This is a genomic window from Streptomyces sp. NPDC024555 (genome assembly GCF_055559335.1).
The window spans coordinates 1-26,995 of the sequence record NZ_JBVHKV010000001.1 but is presented as its reverse complement, the minus strand read 5'-3'; the positions used below and the strand labels follow the sequence as shown (position 1 = coordinate 26,995).

Sequence of the window (26,995 nt, the reverse complement as noted above, 5' to 3'; positions counted from 1 at the left end):
CGCGCCGCGCCGAAGGAGTGCTCACATGATCAAACGTGTCATGGGCCTGTTCGCCGCGCTCAGCGCGGTCGTCGCGACGGTCGTCATCCTTCCCGCCACCACCGCCTCCGCGGCCGAGTGCGCGTCCCCCTGGAGCTCCTCCGCCGTCTACACCGGCGGCGGCTCCGCCTCGTACAACGGCCACAACTGGACCGCCAAGTGGTGGACCCAGAACGAGACCCCCGGCAACGCCGACGTCTGGGCCGACCAGGGCAGCTGCGGCGGCGGCGGTACGGACCCGGGCGGTCCGGGCTCCTCGGACGGCTTCGTCGTCAGCGAGGCGCAGTTCAACCAGATGTTCCCGAACCGCAGTTCCTTCTACACCTACAGCGGTCTCACGGCGGCCCTCAGCGCCTACCCGGGCTTCGCCAACACCGGCAGCGACACGGTGAAGAAGCAGGAGGCCGCGGCCTTCCTCGCCAACGTCAGCCACGAGACCGGCGGGCTGGTGTACGTGGTCGAGCAGAACACGGCCAACTACCCGCACTACTGCGACACCAGCCAGTCCTACGGCTGTCCGGCGGGCCAGGCCGCGTACTACGGGCGCGGACCGATCCAGCTCAGCTGGAACTTCAACTACAAGGCGGCCGGTGACGCCCTCGGCATCAACCTGCTGGCCAACCCCTACCTCGTCGAGCAGGACGCGGCCGTCGCCTGGAAGACCGGCCTCTGGTACTGGAACACCCAGAACGGCCCCGGCACCATGACGGCCCACAACGCCATGGTGAACGGCGCCGGCTTCGGCGAGACCATCCGCTCCATCAACGGCTCCCTGGAGTGCAACGGCGGCAACCCCGCCCAGGTCCAGAGCCGGATCGACCGCTACACCTCCTTCACGCAGATCCTGGGCACCACGCCCGGATCGAACCTGAGCTGCTGAACCGGCGGACACCCCGATGACGAGGGGCGCACCGGACCCGAACGGTCCGGTGCGCCCCTTCCGCCGTACGCGGACCCGGTCAGCCGTCCTCCGCCAGCTCCAGGGCCCGGAACGCCAGCCACAGGTCGTATCGGGCACTCGGCGTCCGCAGCAGCGAGCGCTGGAGCGCGCTCTCCAGCCGGGTCAGCCGCTTGCGCACCCCCGGCACGGAGATCTCCAGCGCCTCGGCCGCCGGACCGAGCTGCGCCTCGCAGTCCAGCCAGGTGCGCAGGGTCGTGTACGGGTCCGAGCCGCCGCCCGGTTCCGCGCCGCCCAGCGGGCGCACCTGCTGCACGGCCCAGGAACGGACCGCGGGCTGCCGCAGCACGTCGTCCAGGCAGGGCGCCGGTTCCGCAGCGGCCCCGGGACCCGGCGGGCGGGGCAGGCTGGGCGTGGCGCGGATGCTCAGCGCCAGGTCCAGGGCCGCCTGGTCGGCCACCCGCTGCAGATCGTGGCCCAGCAGCTCACCGATCAGCCGCAGCCGCGCGGCCAGGGTGTTGCGGTGGATCTTCAGATGGTCCGTGGCGTGCGAGGAGAAGGCGAGCCAGGAGGCGAGCGTGGCCGCGAGCTCCTGCGCGCCCGGGTCCTGGGCGCGCCGGGGCAGATGTGTGAGCAACGGGGCGAGCAGGGCGTCGGCCCAGGCCGCTCCCCGGGCGCCGGCCACCAGGGCCGGGGAGGGGGCGGTGCCGAAGCGGGCGCTGCGGCCGGGCAGTCCGCGCGCGACGGCCAGGGCGTGGAACGCCTGACGGTACGCGGTCGGGGTGTCGGCCAGCGGAGCGTCCTCGCTGATCCCGACGTGGCAGTCGGCCACGGCCGACGCGACCGCCTGGCCGAGACGGTCCCGCTCCGGCCCGGGGCCCACCGGGGTGATGAGGATGAGATGGCGGGCGTACACCGGGCACCGCACGATCCAGGACCGCCCCCCGGACAGCTCCGCGCAGATCCGGGCCACCTCGTCGCGGCTGCTCCCGGGGCATTCGACGACGCAGACCCGGACCGGGTCCGGCAGTCCGGGCTTCAGGGCGCCCGCCACCTGATGGGCGATCGACAGCTGTCCGGTCATCAGCAGATGCAGCACCGCCTCCCGGCCGCGCGACTCCGCGAGGTCCACGCGCCGGCGCTTGCGCTCGACGGCCTCGGCCGACCAGCACAGGGCCAGCGGCAGGGCGGCGTCCGCGAGCAGCGTGGTCAGCCCGGCGGCGGTGGGGCGGCGGGTGACCACGCCGAGGACCGGCGGTGCCACACCGGGGGGCGCGTCCAGCGAGAACAGCAGCACGGTGTGCGCCCCGCGGTCGAAGGAGAGCGACCTGGCGCCGAGGCCGGTCAGTTCCCGCGCCCCCTCGGAGGCCAGTCCGGGGGCGCCGGCGCTCGCGGTGTCCGGGGCGCGGGCGACGCCGTGCAGGACGGTGCCGTCGCCGTCGAGCAGCCCGGCCCAGCCGTCCGCCCGCCCCGAGAGCCAGCGCAGCAGTTCCCGGGTGCCGCCCGATCTGGCCAGGCCATGCATCCGGATGACGTCGTCCGCCCGCCTGCGCGTCTGCACGTTTCCCCCGCTCCCGCCCCAAACCGGAGTGCAGCGTACCGGTTCCGTTGTGCGGACTGATACCTCTGCCCGGCCTCACCGTGCGAACTGATTCTTTCGTTCGTCTGCCCCGCGACCTAGAGTCCGAACGCGGTTGCGGGCCTTTCGGGGGAGAGGAACGGGGGACGACGGCATCGGCTCACGGGGGTGGCCGCTGCGGTCGGCCGCAACCGCCCTCCTTCCACTGCCGCCGGTGACCTGTCCCGGCGGCGGTGTCCGTTCGCGGGGCTGACCCGCGGAGCGGCGCCGGTGCCGTCGGACCGTGTCCGGCGCACCGGCGTTGTCAGTGGTGCCCTCTACCGTCGGAAGGGTCAGGACCGGCCCCGCCCGCATGGCTCGGGCGGCCGGCGTGCGGCCGAGGAGAGGGCGTCACCGTGGAATTCCGTATCGAGCGCGGCGCGTTGGCGGACGCCGTGGCCTGGGCGGCCCGGGTGCTGCCCACCAGGTCACCGGTGCCCGTCCTGGGCGGACTGCTGCTGGAGGCGGCGGACGGCCGGCTCGGCATCTCCGGACTGGACTACGAGGCGTCCGCCCGCATCGAGATCGCCGCCGAGACGCTCCGGCCCGGCCGCGTCCTGGTCATGGGGCGGCGGCTCCTGGACGTGTGCCGGGTGCTGCCCGACGGAGCGGTGGAGTGCGGGACGGAGGGCTCACGGTTCACGGTCACGGGCAGCGGGGCGCGCTTCGGCCTGTCGGTGCTGCCGCTCGACGACCGCCCCACACTGCCCCCGCTGCCCGAGGTGCTGGGGGCGGTGGACGGACGGGAGTTCGCGGCGGCGGTGGCCGATGTGGCGGTGGCGGCCGGGCGGGACGAGGCGCTGCCGGTCCTCACCGGGATCCGGCTGGGGCTCGACGGCGACCGGATGACGCTCGCGGCCACCGACCGCTACCGCTTCGCGGTGCGCACGCTGGGATGGAAGCCCGCGGCCGGGGAGGCGTCGGCCGATGTCGTCGTCTCCGCGCGCCGGCTCGCGGAGATCGCCCGCTCCTTCGACGGCGCGGGCCCGGTCAGCCTGGCCCTCGACGCGGGTTCGGCCGGTTTCGAGCGGGACGGGATGCGCACCACGGTCCGTCTCGTGGACGGCAGACTCCCGCGCCACGACAAGCTGTTCGCCCTCGCCGACCCCGTCGAGGCGGTGACCGAGCGGGAGCCGCTGGTCGAGGCGGTGAAGCGGGTCTCCGTCGTCGCCGAGGGCGACAGCCCCCTCCAACTCGCCTTCGAGGAGGGCTCCGTACTGCTCCGGGCCGGTTACGAGGACGATGTGGCCTCGCAGCGCCTTCCGGCGGTCCTCAGCAGCCCGGACGCCATCACCGTCGCCTTCAAGCCCTCGTATCTGATGGACGCCCTGTCCTCCTTCGGTGAACCGGTCGTCCGGTTCCGGATGATGGGCCCCGGCCAGCGCGCCCTGGTCTCCGGCCACGCGGACCGGGAGGACGCGCTGCGTCCGACGGGGGAGCCGGCCCACCGGCATCTGCTGATGTCGCTGAAGCCGCTGGTGTAGCGGGCGGCGCCGGTCTGCCGGGAGGGCTGTGCCGATCCGTCCGGTGCGGGATCGGGTCAGTCCGACTTCGTGTACGTGAGCCGGTCGCCGGTGTCCGTGTTCACCCGGCTCAGGCTTCCATCCGGGAGGAGGGTGAGGGTGGTGGCGCCGCCCGGGGTGCAGGAGGTCATCGGCTCGCCCTCCGTCACCGTGGACGGGCCGATGCTGACCGGCGAGCCCGCGGAGGGCTGTGCCGCCAGCGCGGCGCTGAAGACGCAGTGGTAGGTGCCGCCGGTGTCCAGCGGCCCTTCGGCGGTGAGGGTGAGGACGGTCTCGCCGACCTTGCCCCGGCCGATGACCAGGGTGCGGGTGGAGTGGCCGGAGGCGTTGTCCAGCCCTGCCGTCCAGGTGCCCACGTAGCCGTCCGGCACGTCGCCCCCGGCCGGGGGCCCGCCGTTGCCGCCGTCGTCGCCCGGGGAGGGGGACGGGGGGTCGGCGGACTCGTCGGTGGGGGCGGGGTCCGGTGTGCCGCTGGGGGAGGCCTTGGGCGTCGAGCCCTTGTCGCTCATCAGCGCGTACACCGAACCGCCCGCGCCCAGCGCGACCAGCACCGCGATCACGATCAGGGCCACCGTCGACCCGGTGCTCCGGCGTTCGGGCCGCTCCGGGCGGCCGTCGGCCGGGCCGTACGGGGGCGCGGAGCCGAAGCCCGGCTGCTGGGGGTACGCGTAGGCGTAGCCCTGATGCGGCTGCCCCGGCTGCGGGTAGCCGTAGCCGGCGGACGAGCCGGGGGTCTGCGGGGGGTAGCCGTGGGCGGGCGGGCCGGCGGTGGTCTGCGGGTAGCCGTACGCCGGCGGGGCCGGTGCCGCGTGCGGATCGCCGGCCACGGGTGCGCCCGGGGCCGTGCCGCCCGGCGGCGGTGTGCCCTCGGCGGCCGCCGGGGCGTAGGGCGCATCGGGGTGGGCGGCCCCGGCCCGGGTGGGCGAAACGACCGGTGCGGTCGGTGCGGTGTCCTGCGGTGCCACGGCGGTCGCGGGGGTCCGGCCGGGGTCCTGGGCGGGATCCGGGACCGGAGGCGGGCCGGCGGGGGCCGTGACGCGCAGGACGGCGGTCGAGGGACCGGACTCGGGGGCCGCGTCCTGCGGGTCCTCCGTGTCGAGCAGACCCACGGCCTGGCGCCCCAGTTGGGCGATGAGCGCGGCGGGCAGCCAGGGCTCCGCGGTGTCGCCCTCGTCCAGCCGGTCCAGGATCTCGTCCGTCGTCGGGCGGGCCGGGGGATCCTTGCGGAGGCAGTCGCGGACCAGCTCCACGAGGTCGACGGGGACCCCGGTGAGGTCCGGCTCCTCCTGGGCGATCCGGAAGAGCTGGGCGTGCACCCCGGTGGCCGCCGTCCCGAACGGGAGCCGTCCGGTCGACGCGTACGCCAGCACCGACCCCAGGCAGAACACGTCGCACGCGGTGGTCACCCGCTCGCCGCGCACCTGCTCCGGGGCCATGAAGCCGGGGGAGCCGACCAGCGCGCCGGTGCGGGTGAGACCGCCGTCCGTGACGGTGTCCAGCGCGCGGGCTATCCCGAAGTCGATGACGCGCGGACCGTCGATCGTCAGCAGGATGTTGGACGGTTTGAGGTCCCGGTGGATGAGCCCGGCGGCGTGGATGGCCCGGAGCGCGTGCGCGAGGCCGGTGCCCAGGATGTGCACGGAGCGGTCGGGCAGCGGGCCGTACGCCCCCGGGGCGGGACCGGCCGAGAGGAGCGTGCGCCCCGAGACGGTGGTCTGGAGGGAGGGTCCGGCGACGTAGCCGGTGGCCACCCACGGCACCGCGGCGTCGGTGTCGGCGTCCAGGACGGGGGCCGTCCAGGCCGATCCGACCCGGCGGGCCGCCCCCACCTCCTGGCGGAACCGCTCGCGGAACTCCTGCTTCTCGGCCAGCTCCGCGCGGACCAGTTTCAGTGCGACGACCCGGCCCCGGTCCGAGCGGGCCAGGTAGACCTGCCCCATGCCGCCCGCGCCGAGTCTGCCCAGCAGCCGGTAGCCGCCGATGCGTTGAGGATCGGCGGACCCGAGCTTCTCCATGGTGTGCGGTCTCCCCCCGTACGACGACACGCCGGACGGGGTCGAGAATAGCGGCGCCGCTTCGGCCCGCCGCGTCCGCCCGGAACCGGTCCGGCCGCCCGGACCCCGGGGCGGGCGGCCCCGCGCGACGGCCGGTGCGCCCCGCTCACGCCCCCGGCGTACCGGGCCCGTCCGGAGCGGCCGGCGGGCCCACGGTGTCCAGGGCGCGCGACAGCCGCTCCAGGACCCGGACCGTCCGGTCGAACTCCTCCTCGCCCAGCTCCTGCGCCAGCCGCTCGGCGAACGCCGCGTGCCCCGGGCCGATCCGGCCCACCGCCGCCAGGCCCCCGGCGGTCGGGCGGAGCAGTTTCGCGCGGCGGTGGGCCGGGTTGGGCGCGTACTCCGCGAGACCCTGGTCCACCAGGAGATCGGCGATGCGCTGCACGCTCTGCCGGGTGATGCCCATCGCGCGGGCGATCCCGGCGACCGGCAGCGGTTCGGCGAGCACCGCGCCGAGCACCTGCCACCGGGCGGCGGTCAGTCCGGCCGGCCCGGCCAGCTCCTCGGCCACGGACAGGAACTGGCCGTTCAGCCGGAAGACGGCGAGGGCGCCGGCGCTCAGCCGGTCCTGGTTCCCGCGGCTCATCCCTGGAGCACCGGGTAGGCGCTCGCGTCCGAGTCGTGGAAGAGCCGGTACCAGGCGTCGAGCCGCTTCGCGTCGTACACCCCGAGCAGCGCGAGGATCTCCCGGGCGAAGGCGACCGGTTCGGTCGGCCCGGCGGTGATCAGGCCGCCGTCGGTGAGCGCGTCGGCCTCGGTGTAGTGGGCGCCGCCCGCGTAACCGGTGGCCGCCAGATAGACGTCGGCCGCGCTCGTGTGCGGCCGCGCGTCGAGCAGTCCCTCGCGGGCCAGGCCCGCCGTGGCCCCGCAGATCGCGGCGACGGGCACCTCCGCGTCCAGGAAGGCGCGCGCGGCGCGGGCGAAGGGGGCGAGCGTGTCACCCGTGTCCCAGAGCCCGGCCCCCGGCAGGATCAGCAGCGCGCTGTCCTCGGGGCGCAGCGCGTCGAGCGCCAGATCGGGGCGGACCACGAGCCCGCCCATGCTGGTGACCGGGACGGTCGTGGGGCCGACCGAGCGGACGGTGAAGCCGTTGGCGGCGAGGTGGGCGGTGGCGTACCCGGGCTCCCAGTCGGCGTAGGTGTCGTACACGGCCAGATGAACGGTCCCGCGGGTCATGACGGCCTCCTCGGAAGAACGCTGATGACAACATGCTGTCATTTCGACAGTGTGCTGTCAATGAGAGGCAGGGCGCCGCGCCGGGCTTCCGCGCGGGGGACGCGACACCCTGCCGAACCAGGCGGCCCGCGCCATACAAGATGGCCATACCGGCAGGTGCGGAGCGCCGCCTACGCTCGGGGCATGACCCCTCATCCCCCTGTCGACTCCGCCGCCGGCGCGGCCGTCAAGGCCGCCGACCGCGCGCACGTGTTCCACTCCTGGTCCGCCCAGGGCCTGATCGACCCGCTCGCCGTCGCCGGCGCCGAGGGGGCGTACTTCTGGGACTACGACGGCAACCGCTACCTCGACTTCACCAGCGGTCTCGTCTACACCAACATCGGGTACCAGCACCCCGTCGTCGTCGCCGCGATCCAGGAGCAGGCGGCGAAGATGACGACCTTCGCGCCCGCGTTCGCCATCGAGTCGCGCTCCGAGGCCGCCCGCCTCATCGCCGAGCGCACCCCCGGCGACCTCGACAAGATCTTCTTCACCAACGGCGGTGCCGAGGCCGTCGAGAACGCCGTCCGGATGGCCCGGCTGCACACCGGCCGTACGAAGGTGCTCTCCGCCTACCGCTCCTACCACGGCGCCACCTCCACCGCGATCAACCTGACCGGTGACCCGCGCCGCTGGCCCTCGGACAACGGCTCCGCCGGTGTCGTCCGGTTCTGGGCCCCGTTCCTCTACCGTTCGCCGTTCTACGCGCAGACCGAGGCCGAGGAGTGCGCCCGCGCGCTCCAGCACCTGGAGGACACCCTCGCGTTCGAGGGTCCCTCGACGATCGCCGCGATCGTGCTGGAGACGATCCCGGGCACGGCCGGCATCATGACGCCGCCGCCCGGCTATCTGGCCGGCGTCCGGGAGATCTGCGACCGGTACGGGATCGTCTTCGTCCTGGACGAGGTCATGGCCGGCTTCGGCCGGACCGGGAAGTGGTTCGCCGCCGACCACTACGACGTCGTCCCCGACCTGATGACCTTCGCCAAGGGCGTCAACTCCGGATACGTGCCGCTCGGCGGTGTCGCCATCTCCGCCGAGATCGCCGCCACCTTCGAGACCCGCCCCTACCCGGGCGGACTCACCTACTCCGGCCACCCGCTCGCCTGCGCCGCCGCCGTCGCCACCATCCAGGTGATGGAGGACGAGCAGGTCATCGAGAACGCCGCCCGCATCGGCGAGACCGTCCTCGGCCCCGGACTGCGCGAACTCGCCGAGATCCACCCGTCCGTCGGCGAGGTCCGCGGCCTCGGCGCCTTCTGGGCGCTGGACCTGGTCCGCAACAAGGAGACCCGCGAGCCGCTGGTCCCGTACAACGCGACCGGCGAGGCCAACGCGCCGATGGCCGCCTTCGGCGCGGCGGCCAAGAAGAACGGCCTCTGGCCCTTCATCAACATGAACCGCACCCACGCCGTGCCCGCCTGCACCATCTCCGAGGAGGAGGCCAAGGAGGGCCTGGCCGCGCTCGACGCCGCGCTGTCGGTGGCCGACCAGCACACGGTGTGACCACCGGCGCGCGGTGAACCATCCGCGCGCCCCCGCCGCTTCCGTACGCCCGGCGCTTCCGCGCCCCTCCCCGTGGCCTCGTCTAAGGTGACCCGAGGCCGAAACAGGGGAGGGGCGCGATGCGCGCGAGCGGAGCTGTCACCCGCAGTACGCTGCGACAGCAGATCGCGGACGCGCTGCGTGACGAGGTGCTCGCGGGGCGTCTGCAGCCCGGCCGGGAGTTCACCGTCAAGATGATCGCCGAGCAGTACGGGGTCTCCGCGACGCCCGTCCGCGAGGCGCTGTTCGACCTCTCCGCGCAGGGGCTCCTCGAATCCGACCAGCACCGCGGCTTCAGGGTCCACCAGTTCAGCGTCGCCGACTACCGGGCGATGGTGGAGGCGCGCACCCTGGTCATGGACGGGGTCATCCGTGACGTCTTCGAGGGGCCGCCCGCCCCGGGTGCCCGGCAGGCCGCCTACCGCGAGGCCCTCGTCTCCGTGCGCCGCCGGGCCGAGGAGGCCGCCCGCGCCGCGCGCGGCGGCGACCTGGACATCCTCATCGGCTACGACCTGCGCTTCTGGCGCGAACTGGGCGCCCTCGTCGGCAACCCGTACATCACCGACTTCCTGCACCGGCTGCGCGTCCAGGCCTGGGTCTTCGCCGTGCCCTACCTGCGCGGTGACGCGGACGTGCGGGACTGGCTCTGGCGCGGGCACCCCGAACTCGTCGCGGCGATCTCGCTGCGCGACCGCGCCGCGCTGCGCGCCGCCGTCGACGACTACAACAACCACGCGCTGAGCTGGGCCGATCGGCTCGCGGCCGGCGACCCGCCGCACCCGGGACCGGCCGCGGACCGCCCCGGCCCCGGCGGCACCGCCGCCTGAGCCGTCCCGCCGGGGACGAGGAGCGTCCGGCGACGGCCGGAGGGGCACTGTCCGCGACGTCCCGACCGCATTACGCTGTCCCGACCATCGCACCACCCCGCGCATCCCCGTATGAGAGCGAGACTTCGTGGCCTGTGACCTGTGGCTGGTCCCCCTCGTCGACGTGCTGTGCCACAGCCCCGACAATCCGTTCGCCGAAGAGATAGCCGTCTACGACAAGGCGCTGGGCGACGCGGGCCTGCCGCCCGTCCCCGTCTACGCCTACATGCCCGGACTGACCGGTGACGTCGCCCCGGTCGCGGGCTTCGACTACGACGCCCTGCACTTCCTGCGCCGCGCCTATCTCCTCCGGCTCAGCGGCCTCGCCGTGACCCCCGTCGACGAACTGGGCGGGGACTACGAACAGCTGCTGGAGATGTTCGAGGCCACGGCCCAGCAGTCGCACCTGGTGTGGCACTACGACCACGCGGGGGCGTACGTCCCGGTGGACTTCGCCACCCCGCTGACCACCGACGCCCTGCTGGAGGGCGGCGGCCCGCTCGGCTCCTCGTACGGACTGCTGCGCGAGCTGGAGTTCGTCGCCCCGTCCATCGGCATCGACCCGGGCAACCCGCCGGCCGCTCCGCTGCCGCCCGCCGCGCCCACCTCGCTGGAGGAGCCCGCGGTGCCGTTCCCCTACGACGACAATCCGTTCGCCCGTGAACGCCATGTCTGGCTCGGCCTCCACGCGGCCGTCACCCGCAGCCTGGCCCAGGGCTCGATGATCATCTTCAGCTGAGGCCGGCGGCCGCCCGCGCTCCGTACCGGGCGGCCCCGCGCCGGCCCGGGGGCCGTCTCCGGGACGAGGCATCGGGCGAGGACCGGCCTCTCACCGCGGGGACTCCGGCGGCCGCTGCCGGGGCATGTTCGGCCGGCCCATCGACTGCAACGGGAAGCGGCCCGGCTGCGCGCCCGGCTCGGCACGGCCGCCGCCCGGCCCCCCGGACACCAGCGCCTGCATCCCCATCGGCGCCGGACCCGCCCGGAACTCCACCATCCAGTCCGCGGTCTCCGAGCGCACCAGCTCCGTCACGTCCTCCGAGAACCGCCGCAACACCCCGAGGCAGCGCTCGGTCGCCTCGCTGGCCGTCCCCTCGGCCGGTCCCAGCACCTCGCGCACGCACTCCGACGCCCAGTCGAAGTGCAGCACCTGGAGCCTGCGCTGCACGGCCTGGGCGGTGGCGAGGCTCCTTATCCAGCCCGAGGTCAGCCCGAAGTAGCGGTCGCAGGCCATGCACGCGGCACCCAGCAGCAGCGACAGATACCCCCAGCCGGCCGCCCCGTGCAGCGCTCCGGTCAGATCCAGCAGCGGCAGCGCGGCACCGGCGACCGCCCCCGCCGCGGTGCCCATCCGCAGCGCCCTGGCCCCCCGCCGCTTCCACAGCCGGTCGCCCAGATACCAGTCGGCGGTGCGCAGCGCGTCGGCCTCCAGCCAGCGGTACAGCTCGTCGAGCCGCTGCGCGGGATCGCCCCAGTCACCGGCCGGAAACGGTGCCGCGGTCAGATCCCCGCCCCGCGGCCGCGCCGTTTTCCGGCCGCGCTCGCCGGAGCCCGTCGCGGAGGGCGCGGACGGACCGGGCACACCGGATTCGTTGCGGGGCGGCCCTTCGGGCTGCATCTCCGGCTGACTCACCGGGGTACTCCTCTGCATGCTGGATCACGACGCGTGGTTCTCGACGGCGTACTCGACGACGGGCGGGTCTCTGCTCTCTGCGCACTCGCTGCTCATCGGCCCGGCGCCACGGGCAGTCCCCCATGCGTAACCTTGCGTGACGGGAGAGGTGGGTGCGCGTACCGGGACGCATGCCCTTCCTACCGCCGAATGGTGGGCCGTGGGGTCGAAATCGCGGTATTCCCGGGTGCACCGGGCCTCTGGTCAGGTATAGGAGTCCCGCCACCGCCCACCCGAACTCACTCGAAAGAGTTGCCCGCCAGTGGGTGGGGCGCGCCGCCCGGGGACCACGTAGGCTCGGCGTACCGAAACATTTGTCGTCGAAATGCCTGGAGTGACCCGTGATTCCCGGTGGCGGTCAGCCCAATATGCAGCAGCTCCTTCAGCAGGCCCAGAAGATGCAGCAGGACCTCGCCCAGGCGCAGGAGGAACTGGCCAGGACCGAGGTGGACGGCCAGGCGGGCGGCGGCCTGGTGAAGGCGACGGTCAACGGCTCCGGCGAGCTGCGCGGCCTGGTGATCGACCCGAAGGCGGTCGACCCGGAGGACACCGAGACGCTCGCCGACCTCGTCGTCGCGGCGGTCCAGGCGGCGAACGAGAACGCCCAGCAGCTCCAGCAGCAGAAGCTGGGCCCGCTGACCCAGGGTCTGGGCGGTATGCCCGGCCTCCCCTTCTGACCGAGTCCGTACCCAAGACCGTACGTACCCCCTACGGTACGTACCACGACCCGGCCGAGCCGGCACGAAAGGCGATCCGTTGTACGAAGGCGTGGTTCAGGACCTCATCGACGAGCTGGGCAGGCTGCCCGGCGTCGGTCCCAAGAGCGCGCAGCGGATCGCCTTCCACGTCCTGCAGGCCGAGCCGACCGATGTGCGCCGGCTGGCCCAGGCGCTGCTGGAGGTCAAGGACAAGGTCCGCTTCTGCGCGGTCTGCGGCAACGTGGCCCAGCAGGAGGAGTGCAACATCTGCCGCGACCCGCGCCGCGACCGCACGGTCATCTGTGTGGTCGAGGAGCCGAAGGACGTCGTGGCGATCGAGCGGACCCGGGAGTTCCGGGGGCGCTACCACGTCCTGGGCGGGGCGATCAGCCCGATCGAGGGCGTCGGCCCGGACGATCTGCGCATCCGCGAGCTGCTGGCCCGTCTCGCCGACGGCTCCATCACCGAACTGATCCTGGCGACGGACCCCAATCTGGAGGGCGAGGCCACCGCGACGTACCTGGCGCGGATGGTCAAGCCGATGGGGCTGCGCGTCACCCGGCTGGCCAGCGGTCTTCCGGTCGGCGGGGACCTGGAGTACGCGGACGAGGTCACCCTCGGCCGCGCCTTCGAGGGGAGGCGTCTGCTCGATGTCTGACCCCCGTCGCCGCACCGTCGCCCGGTGGCCTCACCGGGGTTTTACGGTCGCCGTCGTTAACTGCTTCCCACCGTCCGCGACCGTGCCCACGGGAGGTCTCCTCGATGTCTGACGCCACGCTCGACACCGTCACCCAGGACCCCGACGACTTCGCCGTCCAGATCGCCGACCAGATCAAGACGTTCATCGTCGCGGTCACGGAGGTGTCCAAGGTCGAGGAGCCCGAGGAGGCCGTCCCGGTCCTGCTCCTCCAGATCTCCCAGCTCCTGCTGGCCGGCGGCCGGCTGGGCGCGTACGAGGACATCCTCCCCGACGAGCGCTACGAGCCCGATCTGGGCGCCGAGCCGGACGCGGACGGCCTGCGCGAGCGCTTCGCCGTCCTGCTGGAGCCGATCGACGTCTACTCCGAGGTCTTCGACCCGTACGAGCCCCGCAAGGCCCCGGTGGCCGCCCGGATCTCCGACGATCTGGCCGACCTGGTCACCGATCTGCGCCACGGCCTGGCCCACTACGAGGAGGACCGCGTCACCGAGGCCCTCTGGTGGTGGCAGTTCTCCTACTTCTCCAACTGGGGCTCCACCGCCTCCGCCGCCCTGCGCGCCCTCCAGTCCCTCATCGCCCACATCCGCCTCAACCAGCCCCTCCAGGAGCTCGACGGCCTCGACACCGACCAGGACGCCGGCGACGACGCCCTGGCCGAGGAGGCCGGCCGCGTCATGGCCGAGGAGATCGCGGGCCCGCTGGGGCTGCGGCCGGTGCAGTAATCCAGGTGCCCACTGTCAGTACCCCCTGTTAGCGTCCCCTCCTGTCCGTGATCACCACGGACAGTGAAGGGGAGGGGACACACGGGCATGTGGGAAAGAACGAGGCACCGGGGGAGAGCCGGCTTGCTCGGCGCGCTGTCGGCCGGTGCGGTTCTGATGATGGCGGCACCGGGGGCGGCCGTCGCGGCGGACAACCTGCCGCCGCTTCAGCCGGGTGTGGCGGATCTGACGACCGATTCCCGGGTGTGCGCGGCAGGAGACGACCGGCCCTACGTGCCGGAGGCTCCGCGGGCCTACGCGGTGCTCAATGATCCGGTGGAGGACGATCGTCCCGGGGAGGGCAATTCCGTCACCGGTGAGTTCGAGGCGTGGTGGCAGGACGCCGACGGCGTCGAGCAGCGTCGCACCTACCGCGATCCCGTGTCCCTGCCCTCGGGTTCGACGTTTTCGTGGCAGCTGCCCTCCGGCCTTCCGGTGGGGACGGTCGTCTCCTGGCGGGTGCGGGCCGATGACGGCGATGCCGTCTCGCCCTGGAGCGCCGCCGACGGCGGCGACGGGGCCTGCGAGTTCGTGATCGACGACACGAACCCGGAGCCGCCGGTGATCACCTCGGCCGAGTATCCGGAGGACGTGCTGTGGACGGACGGCGTCGGCGTCTACGGCACCTTCCACTTTGACTCCCCTTCCGACGACGTCGTCGGGTACACGTACAGGTTTCTCGGCGGTGTCCCGACGAGAGTGACGGCGGATGGGCCGGACGGTTCGGCGGAGGTCCGCTTCCTCCCCACGTCGGCGAGGCCCGATCGGATCGAGGTGTACGCGAACGACCGCTCCGGCCGCCGCAGCGCGACCACCAGCTACAACTTCTACGTCAAGGAGGGCCGTTCCCCCGTCGGGCAGTGGGCCCTGTCCGATCCGGCCGGTTCCCGGACGGCCGGGGCGACGGCGGGCCCCGCGGCCCGTGCCGGGACGGGCGTCGCCTTCGGGGGCCCGGCGCCCTCGGGCACCGCGTTGACGTCCACGGCCACGCTGGACGGGACCGGACACGGCTTCCTGACGCCGGAGGCGCCGGTGGTGGACACCGGCAGGACGTTCGCGGTCGGCGGCTGGGTGCGTCCGGCGGCACTGGACCACGACATGACGGCCGTCAGCCAGGACGCGGGCACCGCGCCCGGGTTCACCCTGGGGGTGCGTACGGCGAGCGGTGAGCCGGTCTGGTCCTTCGGCACGGGTGGCACGCGCGTCGAGGGCGGCAGCCCCGAGGCCGGCGAATGGGCGTACGTACTCGGGCTGTACGACGCCGAGACCGGGCTGGCGCGTCTGTACGTCAACGGCGAGGAGGCGGGCACCGCCGCCGCGGCCACGCCCGCGACGGCGGCGGGTGACTTCCAGATCGGCCGGGCCCGCGGCAAGGCGGGTTACCGGGACCGCTGGCAGGGGCAGATCGGCGACGTCCGCGCGTACGACCGGGTGGTCGTTCCCGACGAGGCGGCGCGGCTGGCCCGTCGCACCCCGCAGGAGCGGGGGCACTGGGCGCTGGAGGCGGCGCCGGACGGGCTCAGCCCGGAGGCGCACGGCGGCGAGCCGCTGGCCCTCGCCGCGGGTGCCTCGGTCTACACCCGTCCGGCCCCGTCGTGCGAGCCGGAGTCCGACCCGTTCTGCGAGCCTTCTCCGGCACCCGCTCCGCTCGTCGGCGCGGGTCATCTGGACCTCGACGGGGCCGGTGGCCACGCGGCCACGGCCGGTCCCGTGGTCGACACCCGCGACAGCTTCACCGTCGGTGCGGTCGTCCACGTCGCGGAGGGGGCGGACGAACCCATGACGGTCCTCTCGCAGGGCGGTGCGTACGGTGACGCCTTCGCGGTGCGGTACGTGCCGGCGACGCGGTCCTTCGCGCTCGCGATGGGCCACGGAGACACACAGGGCGCGCAGGAGACCGTGATCGAGGGGAAGACCCCCGGGTCGGACGGCGGCCGGGGCTACCGCGTCGCCGTCGTGCACGACGCGCAGCTGAACCGGGTCACGCTCTACGTGGACGGCTTCGCCAGGGCCGAGGCCTCCTTCCGCTCCGCCTGGACGAGCACCGGCGGCCTCCAGGTGGGGCGCGGCCACACGGCCGACGGCTGGGGCGCGTACCTGCACGGATCGGTCGACGAGGTGCAGGTCTTCTCCGGGGCGCTGAGCGTCGTCACCCTCGGTCAGCTCGGGACCGGCGCGGAGCCCTGCCTCAGCTGCTGATCCCGCCCCGGTGCGGCCCGACCCCCTGTGGTCTGGGCCACACCGGGGAGTGGTCCGGTGATCGGCGGGCAGCAGGCTCGTACGAGCAGTCCGGGGCGACACGCCGATGATCACGTTCTGAGCGGGACATCTCAGCATGTGGTATCAGGAGGGCGTTTCCGGGCTGCTCGTTAAACTGAGCCGACCGCGATAAATGGATTGAGCGAGGAGCGCACGTGGGCCTTGTCGTGCAGAAGTACGGAGGCTCCTCCGTAGCCGATGCCGAGGGCATCAAGCGGGTCGCCAAGCGAGTAGTCGACGCCAAGAAGAACGGCAACCAGGTGGTTGTCGTGGTGTCGGCGATGGGCGACACGACGGACGAGCTGATCGATCTCGCCGAGCAGGTATCCCCGATGCCTGCCGGGCGTGAGTTCGACATGCTGCTGACCGCCGGAGAGCGGATCTCCATGGCCCTGCTGGCGATGGCGATCAAAAACCTGGGCCACGAGGCCCAGTCGTTCACGGGCAGCCAGGCGGGTGTCATCACCGACTCGGTCCACAACAAAGCGCGCATCATCGATGTCACGCCGGGCCGCATCCGGACCTCGATCGACGAGGGCAACATCGCCATCGTCGCCGGGTTCCAGGGCGTCAGCCAGGAGGGCAAGAACATCACCACCCTCGGCCGCGGCGGGTCGGACACGACCGCCGTCGCGCTGGCCGCCGCGCTGGACGCCGAGGTCTGTGAGATCTACACCGACGTCGACGGAGTCTTCACCGCGGACCCCCGGGTCGTGAAGAAGGCGAAGAAGATCGACTGGATCTCCTTCGAGGACATGCTGGAGCTGGCCGCGTCCGGCTCCAAGGTGCTGCTGCACCGGTGCGTCGAGTACGCACGCCGTTACAACATCCCGATCCACGTCCGCTCGTCCTTCTCGGGACTGCGCGGGACCTGGGTCAGCAACGAGCCGCAAGGGGACCAGAAGGTGGAGCACGCGATCATCTCCGGAGTCGCCCATGACGTCTCCGAGGCCAAGGTCACGGTCGTCGGCGTGCCCGACAAGCCGGGCGAGGCGGCGGCGATCTTCCGCGCCATCGCGGACGCCGAGATCAACATGGACATGGTCGTGCAGAACGTGTCCGCCGCGGCGACCGGACTGACCGACATCACGTTCACGCTGCCCAAGTCGGAGGGCCGCAAGGCCATCGACGCCCTGGAGCGCAACCGGGCGGGCATCGGCTTCGAGTCGCTGCGCTACGACGACCAGATCGCGAAGATCTCCCTGGTCGGCGCCGGTATGAAGACCAACCCGGGGGTCACCGCGGGCTTCTTCGAGGCGCTGTCCAACGTCGGTGTGAACATCGAGCTGATCTCGACCTCCGAGATCCGCATCTCGGTCGTCACCCGCGCCGACGACGTCAACGAGGCCGTGCGCGCCGTGCACACCGCCTTCGGACTCGACAGCGACTCGGACGAGGCCGTCGTGTACGGGGGCACCGGCCGATGACCGCACGCCGCCCTTCGCTCGCGGTCGTCGGTGCGACCGGGGCGATCGGTGGCGTCATGCTCCAGATCCTCTCGCAGCACGCGGATGTCTGGGGCGAGGTGAGACTCGTCGCCTCGTCGCGTTCGGCCGGCCGCAAGCTGGTCGTCCGCGGCGAGGAGTCCGAGGTCCTCGAACTCACCGAGGACGTCTTCGACGGCGTCGACGTGGCCCTGTTCCTGGTGCCCGACGAGGTGTCCGCGCGCTGGGCCCCCGTCGCCACGTCCAAGGGCGCCGTCGTGATCGACGACTCGGCCGCCTTCCGCATCGCGGACGACGTCCCGCTCGTCGTTCCCGAGATCAACCCCCATGCCGTACGGATCAGACCGCGCGGCATCGTCGCCAACCCCAACGGCACCACGCTGGCGCTGATCGTCGCGGTCGGCGCCCTGCACGCCGAGTTCGGGCTGCGCGAGCTGGTCGTCTCCTCGTACCAGGCCGTGAGCGGGGCCGGGCGCGACGGCGTCGCCGCGCTGCGGGAACAGCTCGCGATGGTGGCCGGGACCGAACTCGGCACCAAACCGGGCGATGTCCGCCGGGTCGTGGGCGAGGGCGGCGAGAGCCCCTTCGCCGCCCCCGTCGCCCTCAACGTCGTCCCGTGGGCCGGTACGGACGCCGGGGACGGCTGGTCCTCGGAGGAGCTGGCGATCCGCGACGAGTGCCGCAAGATCCTCGGCCTGCCGGAGCTGCGGGTCTCGGCGACCTGTGTGTACGTCCCCGTGATCGCCACCCACTCGATGTCGGTGCACGCCCGTTTCGAGAACGAGGTCGAGGTCGACCGGGCCCACGAGATCCTGGCCACCGCGCCGGGTGTCGTGCTGTACGACTCCCCGGGCGCGGGGGACTTCCCCACCCCGTCCGACGTGGTGGGCACCGACCCGACCTGGGTCGGCCGGGTCCGCCGCTCGAAGGACGATCCCAGGGCGCTGGAGCTGTTCGTCTGCGGCGACAACCTCCGCAAGGGGGCCGCGCTGAACGTCGCTCAGATCGCCGAAGCGGTCGCCGCCGAATTTCCCCGGTCCTGATCGAACCTGTTTTGTACGCTCTGTGAACGCCCTGTGAGCAAGTTGCTGGTCTGAACCTCTTGAGCTGGGGCGTTGCGGTGGCCGACGATGACCTTTCGGTCTGTTGCAACCGCTGGTCGGACGGCAGGCGTCTAAGCGGTCACTTCTTGCGCGGCGGGGCGCATGTTCGGGGTATTTGCGGAAGAACGGGTTCGTATGAGGGCATTTCGCATGGTGTCAAACGCGGTGCCGTATGCGTACAACCCTGACGGGGGGAAGCGTGTCCAACTGGCGTGGCAGAGGTTCTCGATATCACAGTGGTGGGCCCCCTGCGCGGCGCCGCGGTGCGACCGCTCGGACGGCCCCGCGCGTCCGGCGGCATGCCGGTGATCGCGCCCATGCCGGCCGCCCGACCGACAGCACTGCCGTCGCAGCGCGAGGGCGCTGACGAGAGCGTGGCAGCCGGAACCACCGTCGACCATCTCACCGAGACCTATCGCGCCCACTACCGTTCGCTGCTCGGGCTCGCCGCCCTGCTGCTGGACGACACGGCGTCCTGCGAGGACGTCGTGCAGGAGGCGTTCATACGCGTGCACTCGGCGCGCAACCGGGTGCGGGAGCCCGAGAAGACCCTGGCCTATCTGCGCCAGACCGTCGTCAACCTCTCCCGCTCCGCCCTCCGCCGCCGCATCCTCGGGCTGAAGCTGCTCTCCAAGCCGATGCCGGACATGGCGAGCGCCGAGGAGGGCGCGTACGACCAGCTGGAGCGGGACGCGCTGATCAAGGCGATGCGCGGACTGCAGCGGCGCCAGCGCGAGGTGCTGGTGCTGCGCTACTTCGCCGACATGACCGAGGCACAGGTCGCCGAGACGCTGGGGATCTCCCTGGGCTCGGTGAAGGCCTACGGATCGCGCGGCATCGCGGCGCTGCGCGTCGTCATGGAGGCGCAGGCATGAACCGCCACCACGACGAGCAGGGGCACGCGGGCGGTGGCCGGTTCCGCCGGGGGCCCCTGCGCGGACACCGGACAGACCCGACTGGAAACGGAACTGTGAACCACGGGCCGGAGAACACCCCGCACGCCGACCGGGACGGGGAAGGACCGGACACGTTGGCGTTCGGCGCGCCCGGCGCCCCGTTCGGGGAGGACTCCCTCGACGAGGAGGCGCTGCGCCGGATGCTGCGCGGCGCCGTGCAGGGCCTCGAACCGGGTGAGGGCACGCTCGACCGGCTGCACCGCGCGGTGCCCGCCCGGCGGGCCCGCCGCCGCCAGGCCCTGGTCGGGGCGGCGGCCGCCGCCCTCCTCATCGGCACGGCGGTCCCCGCCTTCGTCCACGTCGCCAACTCCGAGGGCTCCAACGCCGCCAACCCCGCCATCGCCGGCCACGGCGAGCAGGCGCAGGGCGGCAACGGCGAGGACGCCGGCGCGCAGACCGGCAACGGGGGAGGCTCCGGCGGCGGCGACGGCGAGCAGACCAGCGGGCAGGGCCTCCCCGACGGCACGGCGAGCCCGACCGACACCAGCGGGCCCGGCTCGGGCAGCGAGGTGAACGGCGGTTCGGCGGACGGTCCCGTCGCCAGCGCCGAGGCCGCGATGCCGGCCTGTTCCCCCGACCAGCTCGGCGTCGCCTCCGCGACGACCGGCGCGGCCGGGGCCGACGGCACGGTCTACGGAAGCTTCCGCATCGCCAACGTCTCCGGCACGAACTGCTCGGTCAGCAGCGGCGGGACCGTGGGCTTCCAGGCCGCGGGCGCCGCCGACCCGGCCAAGATCGTCGTGGTCCGCCACACCCAGGGCGACCCCGCCTCCGGACTGCCCGATCCGGCGGAGGAGGAGTCCACGATCCTCCTGAAGCCGACCATGGTCTACGAGGTGAAGTTCGCCTGGATCCCCCAGGAGACCTGTCCGACCTCCGGCGGATCGCCGTCGCCCACGCCGACGGACGGTGCCGCGGGCAGCACCGGGGTCGCGGCCGGTTCGTCCACGGCGGGCACGGGCAGCGGGGACGGCGAATCGGGTGCCGACACCCAGCTGGGCGGCGAGGACGGGGCGAGCACGGCCCCGGGCAGCGTCTCCGTGCAGCACACCCCGGAGCCGGGAGCCCCGGTCGCCGAGGCGAAGATCCCCAACGCCTGCGCCGGCACCATCTACCGGACGGGCGTCCTCGAACCCGGCGCGTAGGACCGCGCTGCCGAGGGGAGGCCCCTCGTCCGGCCCGGACGGTCCGGACGATCCCGGCCGACGGCCCCGCCGGGCCGCGCGCACACGGCCCGCGGACCGGGCGGGTACGGAAGGCCCGTCAGCGCTCCGCGCCGACCGGTGCCGACGGTGCGGCGGGTGACGCGGTCTCAGGCTCCGTGTCCGCGTCGGGAACCAGGCCCAGGGCCACGTCCCGGGCGGCCTCGGCCTCGCGCCGCAGCAGCCGGAACCACATGAAGAGCACGAACGCGGCGAAGACGAACCACTCGCCCGTGTAGCCGAGGTTCTGGAACGCCTTCAGATCGAGCCCGGTGCCCTGGGGCGCCGCGGCCGGTACGGGGCGCAGCCCGCCGCCCGCCTTCGAGGGGGTGTCGGCGGCGGTCCCGGACGCGCCCCGTCCTTCGCCGGTGTCCTGGAGCGTCACCCAGGCGTCGTAGACGTCGTACGGCACGAGGTTGACCAGCGACGCGGCGCCGATGATGCCGACCTGGCCCTCGGGCAGTCCGCCCGAGGCGTCGACCCCGGTGCTGCCCGCGTTCTCCGAGGCCTGGAGGTCGCCGGTGACCGTGACCCGGCCGGTGGGCGCGTCCGGGACCGCCGTCTCCCCGGGCTTCCCGGGCAGCCAGCCGCGCACCACGGGCAGCGCCTTGCCGCTGTCGGTGCGGAGCATGTCCAGGACGTAGAAGCCGTCGCGGTCGTCCAGCTTCCGGCCGGGGACCACGAACTGGTCCGCGTACCGTCCGCTCGCGGTGGCCGGACGGCCCGAGGTCTCCGTGTCGACGGGCAGCAGCTCGTCGAGCGGAGCGGCGGCCCGCGTGCCCGGATCGGGCCGCTTCTCGGCGGCCTCGTGCGTCTGCACGCGGTCCTCGAAGCGGCCGAGCTGCCAGGTGCCCATGAACACGCAGAACGGGATGGCCAGCACGACGAAGACGTTGATCCCCCACCAGCGCGGGGTCAGCAGGAACCGGTACACCCCTCCACGGTACGGTCCCCGCCCCGGCGCCCCGGCGCGGGGGCACCCCCGCGCCGCCCGTTTATACGGCCCCTACGCCCGGACACGCCCCTCCTTCCCGGAGCCGCGACGGCCCGCACCGCCTCGCGCCTTCCCGCCACGGACCCGCCTCGTGCCCTCCGGTCACGCACCCGCGCCGGTCGGTGCGGGTGCGCGACGGGAGCCTGCGCTCACACCCCCTCGTCGGGGCCTCCCAGATGGCGTCGCGCGAAGTCCAGCTCCAGGCGCACCTGCTTGATCCGCTCCTCCACGACGAGCGAGCCGTGCCCGGCGTCGTAGCGGTAGACCTCGTGCACCGCGTCGCGGCCCTTGAGCCGGTCCACGTAGTTCTCCACCTGCTGGATGGGACAGCGGGGATCGTTGACGCCCGCCGAGATGTAGACGGGGGCCCGTACCGCGTCGACGTACGTGAGGGGTGAGGAGGCCTCGAACCGCTCGGGCACCTCCTCCGGCGTCCCGCCCAGCAGCGTGCGGTCCATCGCCTTCAGCGCCTCCATCTCGTCGTGGTACGCCGTGACGTAGTCCGCGACCGGGACCGCCGCCAGCCCCACCGCCCAGGCGTCGGGCTGGGTGCCGAGGCCGAGCAGGGTCAGATAGCCGCCCCAGGAGCCGCCGGCCAGGACCAGCTTCGCCGGGTCCGCGAGACCGGACTCCACCGCCCAGCCGCGCACCGCCGCGATGTCCTCCAGCTCGATCAGGCCCACCCGGTGCTTGAGGGCGTCCGTCCAGGCCCGTCCGTAGCCCGTCGAGCCCCGGTAGTTGACGCGCACCACCGCGTACCCGTGGTCCACCCAGGCGGCGGGACCGGCCGCGAAGGCGTCGCTGTCGTGCCAGGTCGGGCCGCCGTGGATCTCGAAGACCGTGGGGAACGGGCCCTCACCGGTGGCCGGGCGCTGCACCAGCGCGTGGACGCGGCCCCCCGGCCCGTCCACCCACGCGTCCTCGACCGGCACCGACGCGGGAGCCTTCGCCCCCGGCGGATCGAGGACCACCGCGCCGGTCGTGGAACGGACCACGGGCGGCTCGGCGGCCGACGACCACAGATACTCCACGGTGCCGTCCGGCCGGGCCGTGGCACCCGAGACCGAACCGGCGGGCGTCTCCACCCGGGCGAGCGTCCCCCCGGCGGCGGCCGGGGCGTACCGCCACAGCTCGCTGCGGGCCTCGAAGTCGTGCTCGACGAGGAGCGCGGAGCCGTCCGCGTACCACTCGGCGCCCACATCACCCGGCAGCTCGATGGACAGGTCCGTCTCCGTGCCCGCGACCGGATCCCAGATCATCGGCTCCCAGCGGCCCCGCCGCTGGTGCCCGACCAGCAGCCGGGGGTCCCCGGCGACGGGCGCGAAGCCCAGCACGCTGAGCCCCAGCTCCTTCGTGCCGCCCTCGGTGTCGTCCAGCTCCGCGACCGTCGAGCCGTCGGGGCGCACCACGCGCAGCGCGGAGTGCATCGCGTCGCCGTGCTCGGTGTGCTCCAGCGCGATCAGCGTCCCGTCGTACGACAGATCACCGACTCCGGCGGACTCGCGGTGCCGGTAGATCTCCACGGGAGCCTGCCCCGGGCGCACGACATGGACCGTCGACCCGTCCTCGTCCGTCGAACGGCCGATCACCGCCGTCCCGTCCCGTCCGATCGCGAGCCCCGCCGGATAGGAGGGGTCGAGTCCGGGCGCCGCGGGCTCGTCCACGTCCTCCTCGCTGCCCGCGCCGAACGGCCGGCGCATCCACACCCCGAACTCGTCCCCGTCGGTGTCGCTGAACCACCACACCGCCTCGCCGTCGGGGGTCAGCACGCCGTCCGTCGTCCCGTTCGGCCGGTCGGTGATCCGGCGCTGCTCGCCCGTCGAGCGGTCCCATGTGTACAGCTCGTACGTCCCCGTCGCGTTGGACACGAACAGGGCGCGGTCCGGCGCGTCCTGCGCCCAGTCGGGCAGCGACACCCGGGGCGCGCGGAAGCGCCGCTCCCACTCCGGGACGGACTCGGTCGTCGCACCATTGCTCTCAGTCATGTCCCCCATTCTGCGCCGGACGGCCGACAATCCGTTCGCCTCGTCCTCAGCCTGTGGATAACCTCGCGGACATGCATGGACCGATACCCGCCGACTGGCGCGAGGCCAACCGGGCCCTGTGGGACGAGCGCGTGCCCATCCACGCGGGCAGCGACTTCTACGACCTCGCCGCCTTCCGGGCGGGCAAGGACGCCCTGCGCCCGTTCGAACGGGCCGAGGTCGGGGACGTCACCGGGCGGACGCTGCTGCACCTGCAGTGCCACATCGGCGTGGACACGCTGTCCTGGGCCCGGCACGGCGCGGCGCAGGTGGTCGGCCTGGACTTCTCCGAACCGGCCGTCGAGGCCGCCCGTGCGCTCGCCGGCGACCTGGGTCTCGGCCCGGAGCGGGCGGCGTTCGTCGCCGCCGACGTGTACGACGCGGCCGAGGCCGTGCCGGACTCCGCGTACGACATCGTCTACACGGGGGTCGGCGCGCTGAACTGGCTGCCCGACATCGAGCGCTGGGCCGAGACGGCCGCCTCGCTCGTCGCGCCCGGCGGGTTCCTGTACCTGGCGGAGTTCCATCCGATGACGGACTGCCTCGACGACGCGACGGGCTCGCGCGTCGTGCACGACTACTTCAGCCGCGAGGCGTGGGTGGACGAGACGCCGGGCACGTACGCGGACTTCGACGCGGCGACCGTCCACAACCGCAGCGTCGAGTGGCAGCACCCGGTCGGCAGCGTGGTCTCCGCGCTGGCCACGGCGGGCCTGCGCATCGAGTTCCTGCACGAGCACGACGCCTCGCTCTTCGCCCGCTTCCCGGTGCTGGAGCGCTACCCGGACGGCTTCTACCGCTTCCCGGAGGAGCGTCCGAGGATTCCGCTCATGTACTCGCTCAAGGCGTCGCGACCGGGCCGGCCCTGAGGCCCCGAACGGCGGGCACATCCGGCCGGTCCCCGGGGCGGGAACCGGCAGCCCGGACCGATTGTCAGTGGTGGGGTCCACACTCGGAACCATGACCACGCATGCTGATCTGCGGGCCACGGTCGAGCGTTACTGGACCGCGGCCGACCTGCGCGACTGGGACGACTTCGCCGAGACGCTCGCCGACGACGTGGTGTACGAGCTGCCGCAGAGCCGCGAGCGCATCCGCGGCAAGGGGCGGTACGTGCAGTTCAACCGGGAGTATCCGGGGGACTGGCGGGCGAGCGTCGTGCGCGTCGTGGCCGACGCGGAGGAGCGGCAGGCCGCCGCGCGGACGAGATTCGTCGTCGACGGCGAGGAGGCGCACGCGGTGCACTTCTTCACCTTCGACGACGAGGGCCGGATCAGCGCGGTCACCGACTTCTGGCCGGAGCCGTACGAGCCGCCGGCCGGGCGCGCGCACCTGGTGGAGCGGTACTGACACGCGGGAGGCCGCCGTCGCCGTGAGCACGGCGACGGCGGCCCGGGGCCCCAGCGGGCTATGCGGCCGAGCGGAAGGCGGGGAGGTAGCCGTTCGACTGGCCGATGGCCTTGGGGTGGTACGAGTTGTAGACCGGGATCGAGACGCTGTGCAGCCACGGGTCTCCGGAGCACAGCTCGTGCCCAGTGAACTCGTCGGCGACACCCGAGAAGGTGAAGCCGGCGTTGGCCGCCTGCTTGGCGATGACGCCGTTCAGGACGTCGGAGGCGTTGTTGATGGCCGTGCGCGACTTGTCCGAGAGACCGAGGAGGCAGCTGCCGCCGATCTTGTAGAAGCGCGGGTAGCCCAGCACCACGACGCGCGCCGAGGGCGCCTTGGCGTGGATGGACGAGTAGAGCGAGCCGAGCCGGGAGGGCAGGGTGCTGTTGATCTTGCCCACGGCGGTGTTCACGCTCGCGATGCAGGTGGCCTCGCCGGACAGCACGCAGTCCTGCATGACGTCGGCGAAGCCGACGTCGTTGCCGCCCGCGGTGACGCTCACCAGCGAGGTGGACGAGCTGAGTGCGCCGAGCTGGCCGCCGGCCACCGTGCTGGTGGTGGCACCGGAGCAGGCGACGAAGGCGAACGAGGACGGGGAGTTCGCCTGCGCCCAGAGATAGGGGTAGGCGTTGGTGCTGCGACGGCAGTCGCCGCTGTCGGACAGATAGCTTCCGGCACCGACGCCGGACGAGTACGAGTCGCCCAGGGCGACGTACCCGCCGGCGGCGGCCGAGGCCGGCTGGGCCATGCCCAGGGCGGCCGCGGCGGCGAGGAGCAGAGTGGATGCGGACGCCCAGAATCTCCGTACTGACATAGCTGTCAGCCCTCCGAAGTGTGGGGGGTGGGTGGGGGGTTGAGTGAGCGTCACCTGTTGTAGCAGCTTCGGGTACCAGTCGGTAATAGGCAGACGCGAAGCTGCCGGAATTGCCCGAATGATCGTTCGGGACTCGTAGCTCCGCGCGTAGACAACCCATGAACACCCTGTGAAACAAAGGAGGGACGGCCATGGGGTGGACCACTTCGCAGGCCGCCTCGCGGGGGTCGCGCGGCGGGCGGCAGGGGCTTCGGCGCGCCGAAGGGCGGCGGCCCCGACCGGTGTCGGGGGCGCCGCCCTTCGGTGGACGGAGGCGGTTACGCCGCTTCGCTGTCGAACCTCGCGGTGGCCCACAGATAGCCGAGCACGGCCAGGGCGACGCACCAGCCGAGGGCGATCCAGCCGCTGTTGCCGATCTCCGTGCCGAGGAGGAGTCCGCGGAGGGTCTCGATGGCGGGGGTGAAGGGCTGGTACTCGGCGATGGGCCGGAACCAGCCGGGCATGGAGTCGAGCGGGACGAAGGCGCTGGAGAGCAGCGGGAGCAGGATCATCGGGAGCGCGTTGTTGCTGGCGGCCTCCGCATTGGGACTGACGAGGCCCATGCCCACGGCGATCCAGGTGAACGCGGTGGCGAAGAGGACCAGGAGGCCGAAGGCTGCCAGCCACTCCAGCGCGGTCGCGTCCGTGGAGCGGAAGCCGATGGCGACGCCGACCGCGCCCACGAGGACCACGCTCGCGACGCACTGGAGGACGCTGCCGACGACATGCCCGACGAGGACCGACCCGCGGTGGATGGCCATCGTGCGGAAGCGGGCGATGATCCCCTCGGTCATGTCGTTGGAGACCGAGACCGCGGTGCCGACGGTGGTGGAACCGATCGTCATGAGCAGCACCCCGGGCACCAGGTACGCGATGTACCGGGCGCGGTCCGCCCCTCCGCCGTCGATCCCGGCACTCATCACGTCTCCGAAGATGTAGACGAAGAGGAGGAGCAGCATGATCGGGGTGAGGAGGAGGTTGAGGGTGAGGGAGGGGTAGCGGCGGGCGTGGAGGAGGTTGCGTCGGAGCATGGTGGTGGAGTCGCGGACGGCGAGGGTGAGGGTGCTCATCGGGTGGTCTCCTTCGCGGAAGTGCTGGTGTGGGTGGTGGTGAGGGCGAAGAAGACGTCGTCGAGGTCGGGGGTGTGGACGGTGAGTTCGTCGGCTTCGATGTGGGCGGTG

General features: G+C 73.0%; 24 protein-coding genes and 1 pseudogene. 15 read left to right on the top strand and 10 right to left on the bottom strand.

Annotated features, from left to right (window positions below; genetic code table 11):
• The first annotated feature begins 25 nt into the window (after positions 1-25).
• Positions 26-919 (top strand): glycoside hydrolase family 19 protein, encoded by an 894-nt coding sequence (locus ACZ4FH_RS00125; protein ID WP_467301338.1) that lies wholly within the window; start codon positions 26-28, stop codon positions 917-919.
• A gap of 79 nt (positions 920-998) precedes the next feature.
• Here the strand turns inward: ACZ4FH_RS00125 and ACZ4FH_RS00120 are convergent, their stop codons facing one another.
• The gene (locus ACZ4FH_RS00120; protein WP_467301717.1) at positions 999-2,462 is read right to left on the bottom strand and encodes a helix-turn-helix domain-containing protein; all 1,464 of its coding nucleotides are present in this window, start codon (positions 2,460-2,462) and stop codon (positions 999-1,001) included.
• A 449-nt stretch (positions 2,463-2,911) separates the two neighbouring features.
• Between ACZ4FH_RS00120 and dnaN the strand changes: the two genes are divergently transcribed.
• Positions 2,912-4,039 carry a DNA polymerase III subunit beta gene (gene dnaN, locus ACZ4FH_RS00115; protein WP_467301337.1) on the top strand — a complete coding sequence of 376 codons (1,128 nt, stop codon included), beginning with the start codon at positions 2,912-2,914 and terminating at the stop codon, positions 4,037-4,039.
• 56 nt (positions 4,040-4,095) lie between these two features.
• Here the strand turns inward: dnaN and ACZ4FH_RS00110 are convergent, their stop codons facing one another.
• From ACZ4FH_RS00110 to ACZ4FH_RS00100, 3 genes are all read right to left on the bottom strand, one after another.
• Entirely contained in the window at positions 4,096-6,093 is a 1,998-nt protein-coding gene (locus ACZ4FH_RS00110) for a serine/threonine-protein kinase (RefSeq protein WP_467301336.1), read from the bottom strand.
• A 145-nt stretch (positions 6,094-6,238) separates the two neighbouring features.
• Entirely contained in the window at positions 6,239-6,718 is a 480-nt protein-coding gene (locus tag ACZ4FH_RS00105) for a MarR family winged helix-turn-helix transcriptional regulator (protein WP_467301335.1), read from the bottom strand.
• A complete protein-coding gene (locus ACZ4FH_RS00100; protein ID WP_467301334.1) occupies positions 6,715-7,308 on the bottom strand; it encodes a DJ-1/PfpI family protein in 594 nt (197 codons plus the stop codon). Before ACZ4FH_RS00100 ends, ACZ4FH_RS00105 begins: the two co-directional genes overlap by 4 nt.
• Before the next feature lie 183 nt (positions 7,309-7,491).
• Here ACZ4FH_RS00100 and ACZ4FH_RS00095 point away from each other — a divergent pair, with 183 nt between their 5' ends.
• From ACZ4FH_RS00095 to ACZ4FH_RS00085, 3 genes are all read left to right on the top strand, one after another.
• Entirely contained in the window at positions 7,492-8,853 is a 1,362-nt protein-coding gene (locus tag ACZ4FH_RS00095; RefSeq protein ID WP_467301333.1) for an aminotransferase class III-fold pyridoxal phosphate-dependent enzyme, read from the top strand.
• A gap of 119 nt (positions 8,854-8,972) precedes the next feature.
• Positions 8,973-9,719, top strand: coding sequence for a GntR family transcriptional regulator (locus ACZ4FH_RS00090; protein ID WP_467301332.1), 747 nt, complete (start codon positions 8,973-8,975; stop codon positions 9,717-9,719).
• A 127-nt stretch (positions 9,720-9,846) separates the two neighbouring features.
• Positions 9,847-10,497 (top strand): hypothetical protein, encoded by a 651-nt coding sequence (locus tag ACZ4FH_RS00085; protein WP_467301331.1) that lies wholly within the window; start codon positions 9,847-9,849, stop codon positions 10,495-10,497.
• Between the two features lie 90 nt (positions 10,498-10,587).
• Here the strand turns inward: ACZ4FH_RS00085 and ACZ4FH_RS00080 are convergent, their stop codons facing one another.
• Positions 10,588-11,376 (bottom strand): SLATT domain-containing protein, encoded by a 789-nt coding sequence (locus ACZ4FH_RS00080; RefSeq protein ID WP_467301716.1) that lies wholly within the window; start codon positions 11,374-11,376, stop codon positions 10,588-10,590.
• Positions 11,377-11,771: 395 nt separating this feature from the next.
• On the opposite strand from ACZ4FH_RS00080, the gene ACZ4FH_RS00075 reads away from it, so the two are divergent.
• The 8 genes from ACZ4FH_RS00075 to ACZ4FH_RS00040 all read left to right on the top strand — a co-directional run bounded on the left by ACZ4FH_RS00075 (position 11,772) and on the right by ACZ4FH_RS00040 (position 20,497).
• On the top strand, positions 11,772-12,107 hold the full coding sequence (locus ACZ4FH_RS00075; protein ID WP_148022075.1) for a YbaB/EbfC family nucleoid-associated protein: 336 nt from the start codon (positions 11,772-11,774) through the stop codon (positions 12,105-12,107).
• Between the two features lie 79 nt (positions 12,108-12,186).
• Complete coding sequence (gene recR, locus ACZ4FH_RS00070) at positions 12,187-12,786, top strand: recombination mediator RecR (RefSeq protein WP_383630642.1); 600 nt, start codon at positions 12,187-12,189, stop codon at positions 12,784-12,786.
• A 104-nt stretch (positions 12,787-12,890) separates the two neighbouring features.
• Positions 12,891-13,550: a DUF5063 domain-containing protein gene (locus tag ACZ4FH_RS00065; protein ID WP_383630639.1), complete on the top strand. Its 660-nt coding sequence runs from the start codon at positions 12,891-12,893 to the stop codon at positions 13,548-13,550.
• A 123-nt stretch (positions 13,551-13,673) separates the two neighbouring features.
• Positions 13,674-15,788 (top strand): LamG domain-containing protein, encoded by a 2,115-nt coding sequence (locus ACZ4FH_RS00060; protein ID WP_467301330.1) that lies wholly within the window; start codon positions 13,674-13,676, stop codon positions 15,786-15,788.
• 215 nt (positions 15,789-16,003) lie between these two features.
• Positions 16,004-17,275 carry an aspartate kinase gene (locus ACZ4FH_RS00055; RefSeq protein WP_383630633.1) on the top strand — a complete coding sequence of 424 codons (1,272 nt, stop codon included), beginning with the start codon at positions 16,004-16,006 and terminating at the stop codon, positions 17,273-17,275.
• The gene (locus ACZ4FH_RS00050) at positions 17,272-18,336 is read left to right on the top strand and encodes an aspartate-semialdehyde dehydrogenase (RefSeq protein ID WP_467301329.1); all 1,065 of its coding nucleotides are present in this window, start codon (positions 17,272-17,274) and stop codon (positions 18,334-18,336) included. The genes ACZ4FH_RS00055 and ACZ4FH_RS00050 overlap by 4 nt, the downstream gene beginning before the upstream one ends.
• 359 nt (positions 18,337-18,695) lie before the next feature.
• Positions 18,696-19,271 (top strand): SigE family RNA polymerase sigma factor, encoded by a 576-nt coding sequence (locus tag ACZ4FH_RS00045; RefSeq protein ID WP_383632070.1) that lies wholly within the window; start codon positions 18,696-18,698, stop codon positions 19,269-19,271.
• 95 nt (positions 19,272-19,366) lie between these two features.
• On the top strand, positions 19,367-20,497 hold the full coding sequence (locus ACZ4FH_RS00040) for a hypothetical protein (RefSeq protein ID WP_467301328.1): 1,131 nt from the start codon (positions 19,367-19,369) through the stop codon (positions 20,495-20,497).
• Positions 20,498-20,615: 118 nt separating this feature from the next.
• On the opposite strand, the gene ACZ4FH_RS00035 is transcribed toward ACZ4FH_RS00040, so the two are convergent.
• Together ACZ4FH_RS00035 and ACZ4FH_RS00030 are read right to left on the bottom strand one after the other, a co-directional pair.
• Complete coding sequence (locus tag ACZ4FH_RS00035) at positions 20,616-21,488, bottom strand: SURF1 family protein (protein WP_467301327.1); 873 nt, start codon at positions 21,486-21,488, stop codon at positions 20,616-20,618.
• Between the two features lie 209 nt (positions 21,489-21,697).
• Positions 21,698-23,542 (bottom strand): S9 family peptidase, encoded by a 1,845-nt coding sequence (locus ACZ4FH_RS00030; RefSeq protein ID WP_467301326.1) that lies wholly within the window; start codon positions 23,540-23,542, stop codon positions 21,698-21,700.
• A gap of 62 nt (positions 23,543-23,604) precedes the next feature.
• Here ACZ4FH_RS00030 and ACZ4FH_RS00025 point away from each other — a divergent pair, with 62 nt between their 5' ends.
• Positions 23,605-24,441: a class I SAM-dependent methyltransferase gene (locus tag ACZ4FH_RS00025; RefSeq protein WP_467301325.1), complete on the top strand. Its 837-nt coding sequence runs from the start codon at positions 23,605-23,607 to the stop codon at positions 24,439-24,441.
• A gap of 91 nt (positions 24,442-24,532) precedes the next feature.
• On the top strand, positions 24,533-24,922 hold the full coding sequence (locus tag ACZ4FH_RS00020; RefSeq protein WP_467301324.1) for a nuclear transport factor 2 family protein: 390 nt from the start codon (positions 24,533-24,535) through the stop codon (positions 24,920-24,922).
• Positions 24,923-24,980: 58 nt separating this feature from the next.
• On the opposite strand, the gene ACZ4FH_RS00015 is transcribed toward ACZ4FH_RS00020, so the two are convergent.
• The 3 genes and pseudogenes from ACZ4FH_RS00015 to ACZ4FH_RS00005 all read right to left on the bottom strand — a co-directional run.
• On the bottom strand, positions 24,981-25,775 hold the full coding sequence (locus ACZ4FH_RS00015; RefSeq protein ID WP_467301323.1) for an SGNH/GDSL hydrolase family protein: 795 nt from the start codon (positions 25,773-25,775) through the stop codon (positions 24,981-24,983).
• 317 nt (positions 25,776-26,092) lie between these two features.
• Entirely contained in the window at positions 26,093-26,884 is a 792-nt protein-coding gene (locus ACZ4FH_RS00010; protein WP_467301322.1) for an ABC transporter permease, read from the bottom strand.
• Positions 26,881-26,995: pseudogene (locus ACZ4FH_RS00005) on the bottom strand (ABC transporter); the annotation flags it as partial. The pseudogene ACZ4FH_RS00005 and the gene ACZ4FH_RS00010, both read right to left, overlap by 4 nt.

Excerpts from the sequence above, each read along its gene's own strand:
- ACZ4FH_RS00045 (WP_383632070.1), top strand. The coding sequence starts at position 18,696 with ATGCCGGTGATCGCGCCCATGCCGGCCGCCCGACCGACAGCACTGCCG.
- ACZ4FH_RS00015 (WP_467301323.1), bottom strand. The coding sequence starts at position 25,775 with ATGTCAGTACGGAGATTCTGGGCGTCCGCATCCACTCTGCTCCTCGCC.
- ACZ4FH_RS00100 (WP_467301334.1), bottom strand. The coding sequence starts at position 7,308 with ATGACCCGCGGGACCGTTCATCTGGCCGTGTACGACACCTACGCCGAC.
- ACZ4FH_RS00050 (WP_467301329.1), top strand. The coding sequence starts at position 17,272 with ATGACCGCACGCCGCCCTTCGCTCGCGGTCGTCGGTGCGACCGGGGCG.
- ACZ4FH_RS00020 (WP_467301324.1), top strand. The coding sequence starts at position 24,533 with ATGACCACGCATGCTGATCTGCGGGCCACGGTCGAGCGTTACTGGACC.
- ACZ4FH_RS00065 (WP_383630639.1), top strand. The coding sequence starts at position 12,891 with ATGTCTGACGCCACGCTCGACACCGTCACCCAGGACCCCGACGACTTC.
- ACZ4FH_RS00125 (WP_467301338.1), top strand. The coding sequence starts at position 26 with ATGATCAAACGTGTCATGGGCCTGTTCGCCGCGCTCAGCGCGGTCGTC.
- ACZ4FH_RS00080 (WP_467301716.1), bottom strand. The coding sequence starts at position 11,376 with ATGCAGCCCGAAGGGCCGCCCCGCAACGAATCCGGTGTGCCCGGTCCG.
- ACZ4FH_RS00120 (WP_467301717.1), bottom strand. The coding sequence starts at position 2,462 with ATGCATGGCCTGGCCAGATCGGGCGGCACCCGGGAACTGCTGCGCTGG.
- ACZ4FH_RS00095 (WP_467301333.1), top strand. The coding sequence starts at position 7,492 with ATGACCCCTCATCCCCCTGTCGACTCCGCCGCCGGCGCGGCCGTCAAG.
- ACZ4FH_RS00030 (WP_467301326.1), bottom strand. The coding sequence starts at position 23,542 with ATGGGGGACATGACTGAGAGCAATGGTGCGACGACCGAGTCCGTCCCG.
- ACZ4FH_RS00105 (WP_467301335.1), bottom strand. The coding sequence starts at position 6,718 with ATGAGCCGCGGGAACCAGGACCGGCTGAGCGCCGGCGCCCTCGCCGTC.
- ACZ4FH_RS00025 (WP_467301325.1), top strand. The coding sequence starts at position 23,605 with ATGCATGGACCGATACCCGCCGACTGGCGCGAGGCCAACCGGGCCCTG.
- ACZ4FH_RS00010 (WP_467301322.1), bottom strand. The coding sequence starts at position 26,884 with ATGAGCACCCTCACCCTCGCCGTCCGCGACTCCACCACCATGCTCCGA.
- ACZ4FH_RS00090 (WP_467301332.1), top strand. The coding sequence starts at position 8,973 with ATGCGCGCGAGCGGAGCTGTCACCCGCAGTACGCTGCGACAGCAGATC.
- ACZ4FH_RS00110 (WP_467301336.1), bottom strand. The coding sequence starts at position 6,093 with ATGGAGAAGCTCGGGTCCGCCGATCCTCAACGCATCGGCGGCTACCGG.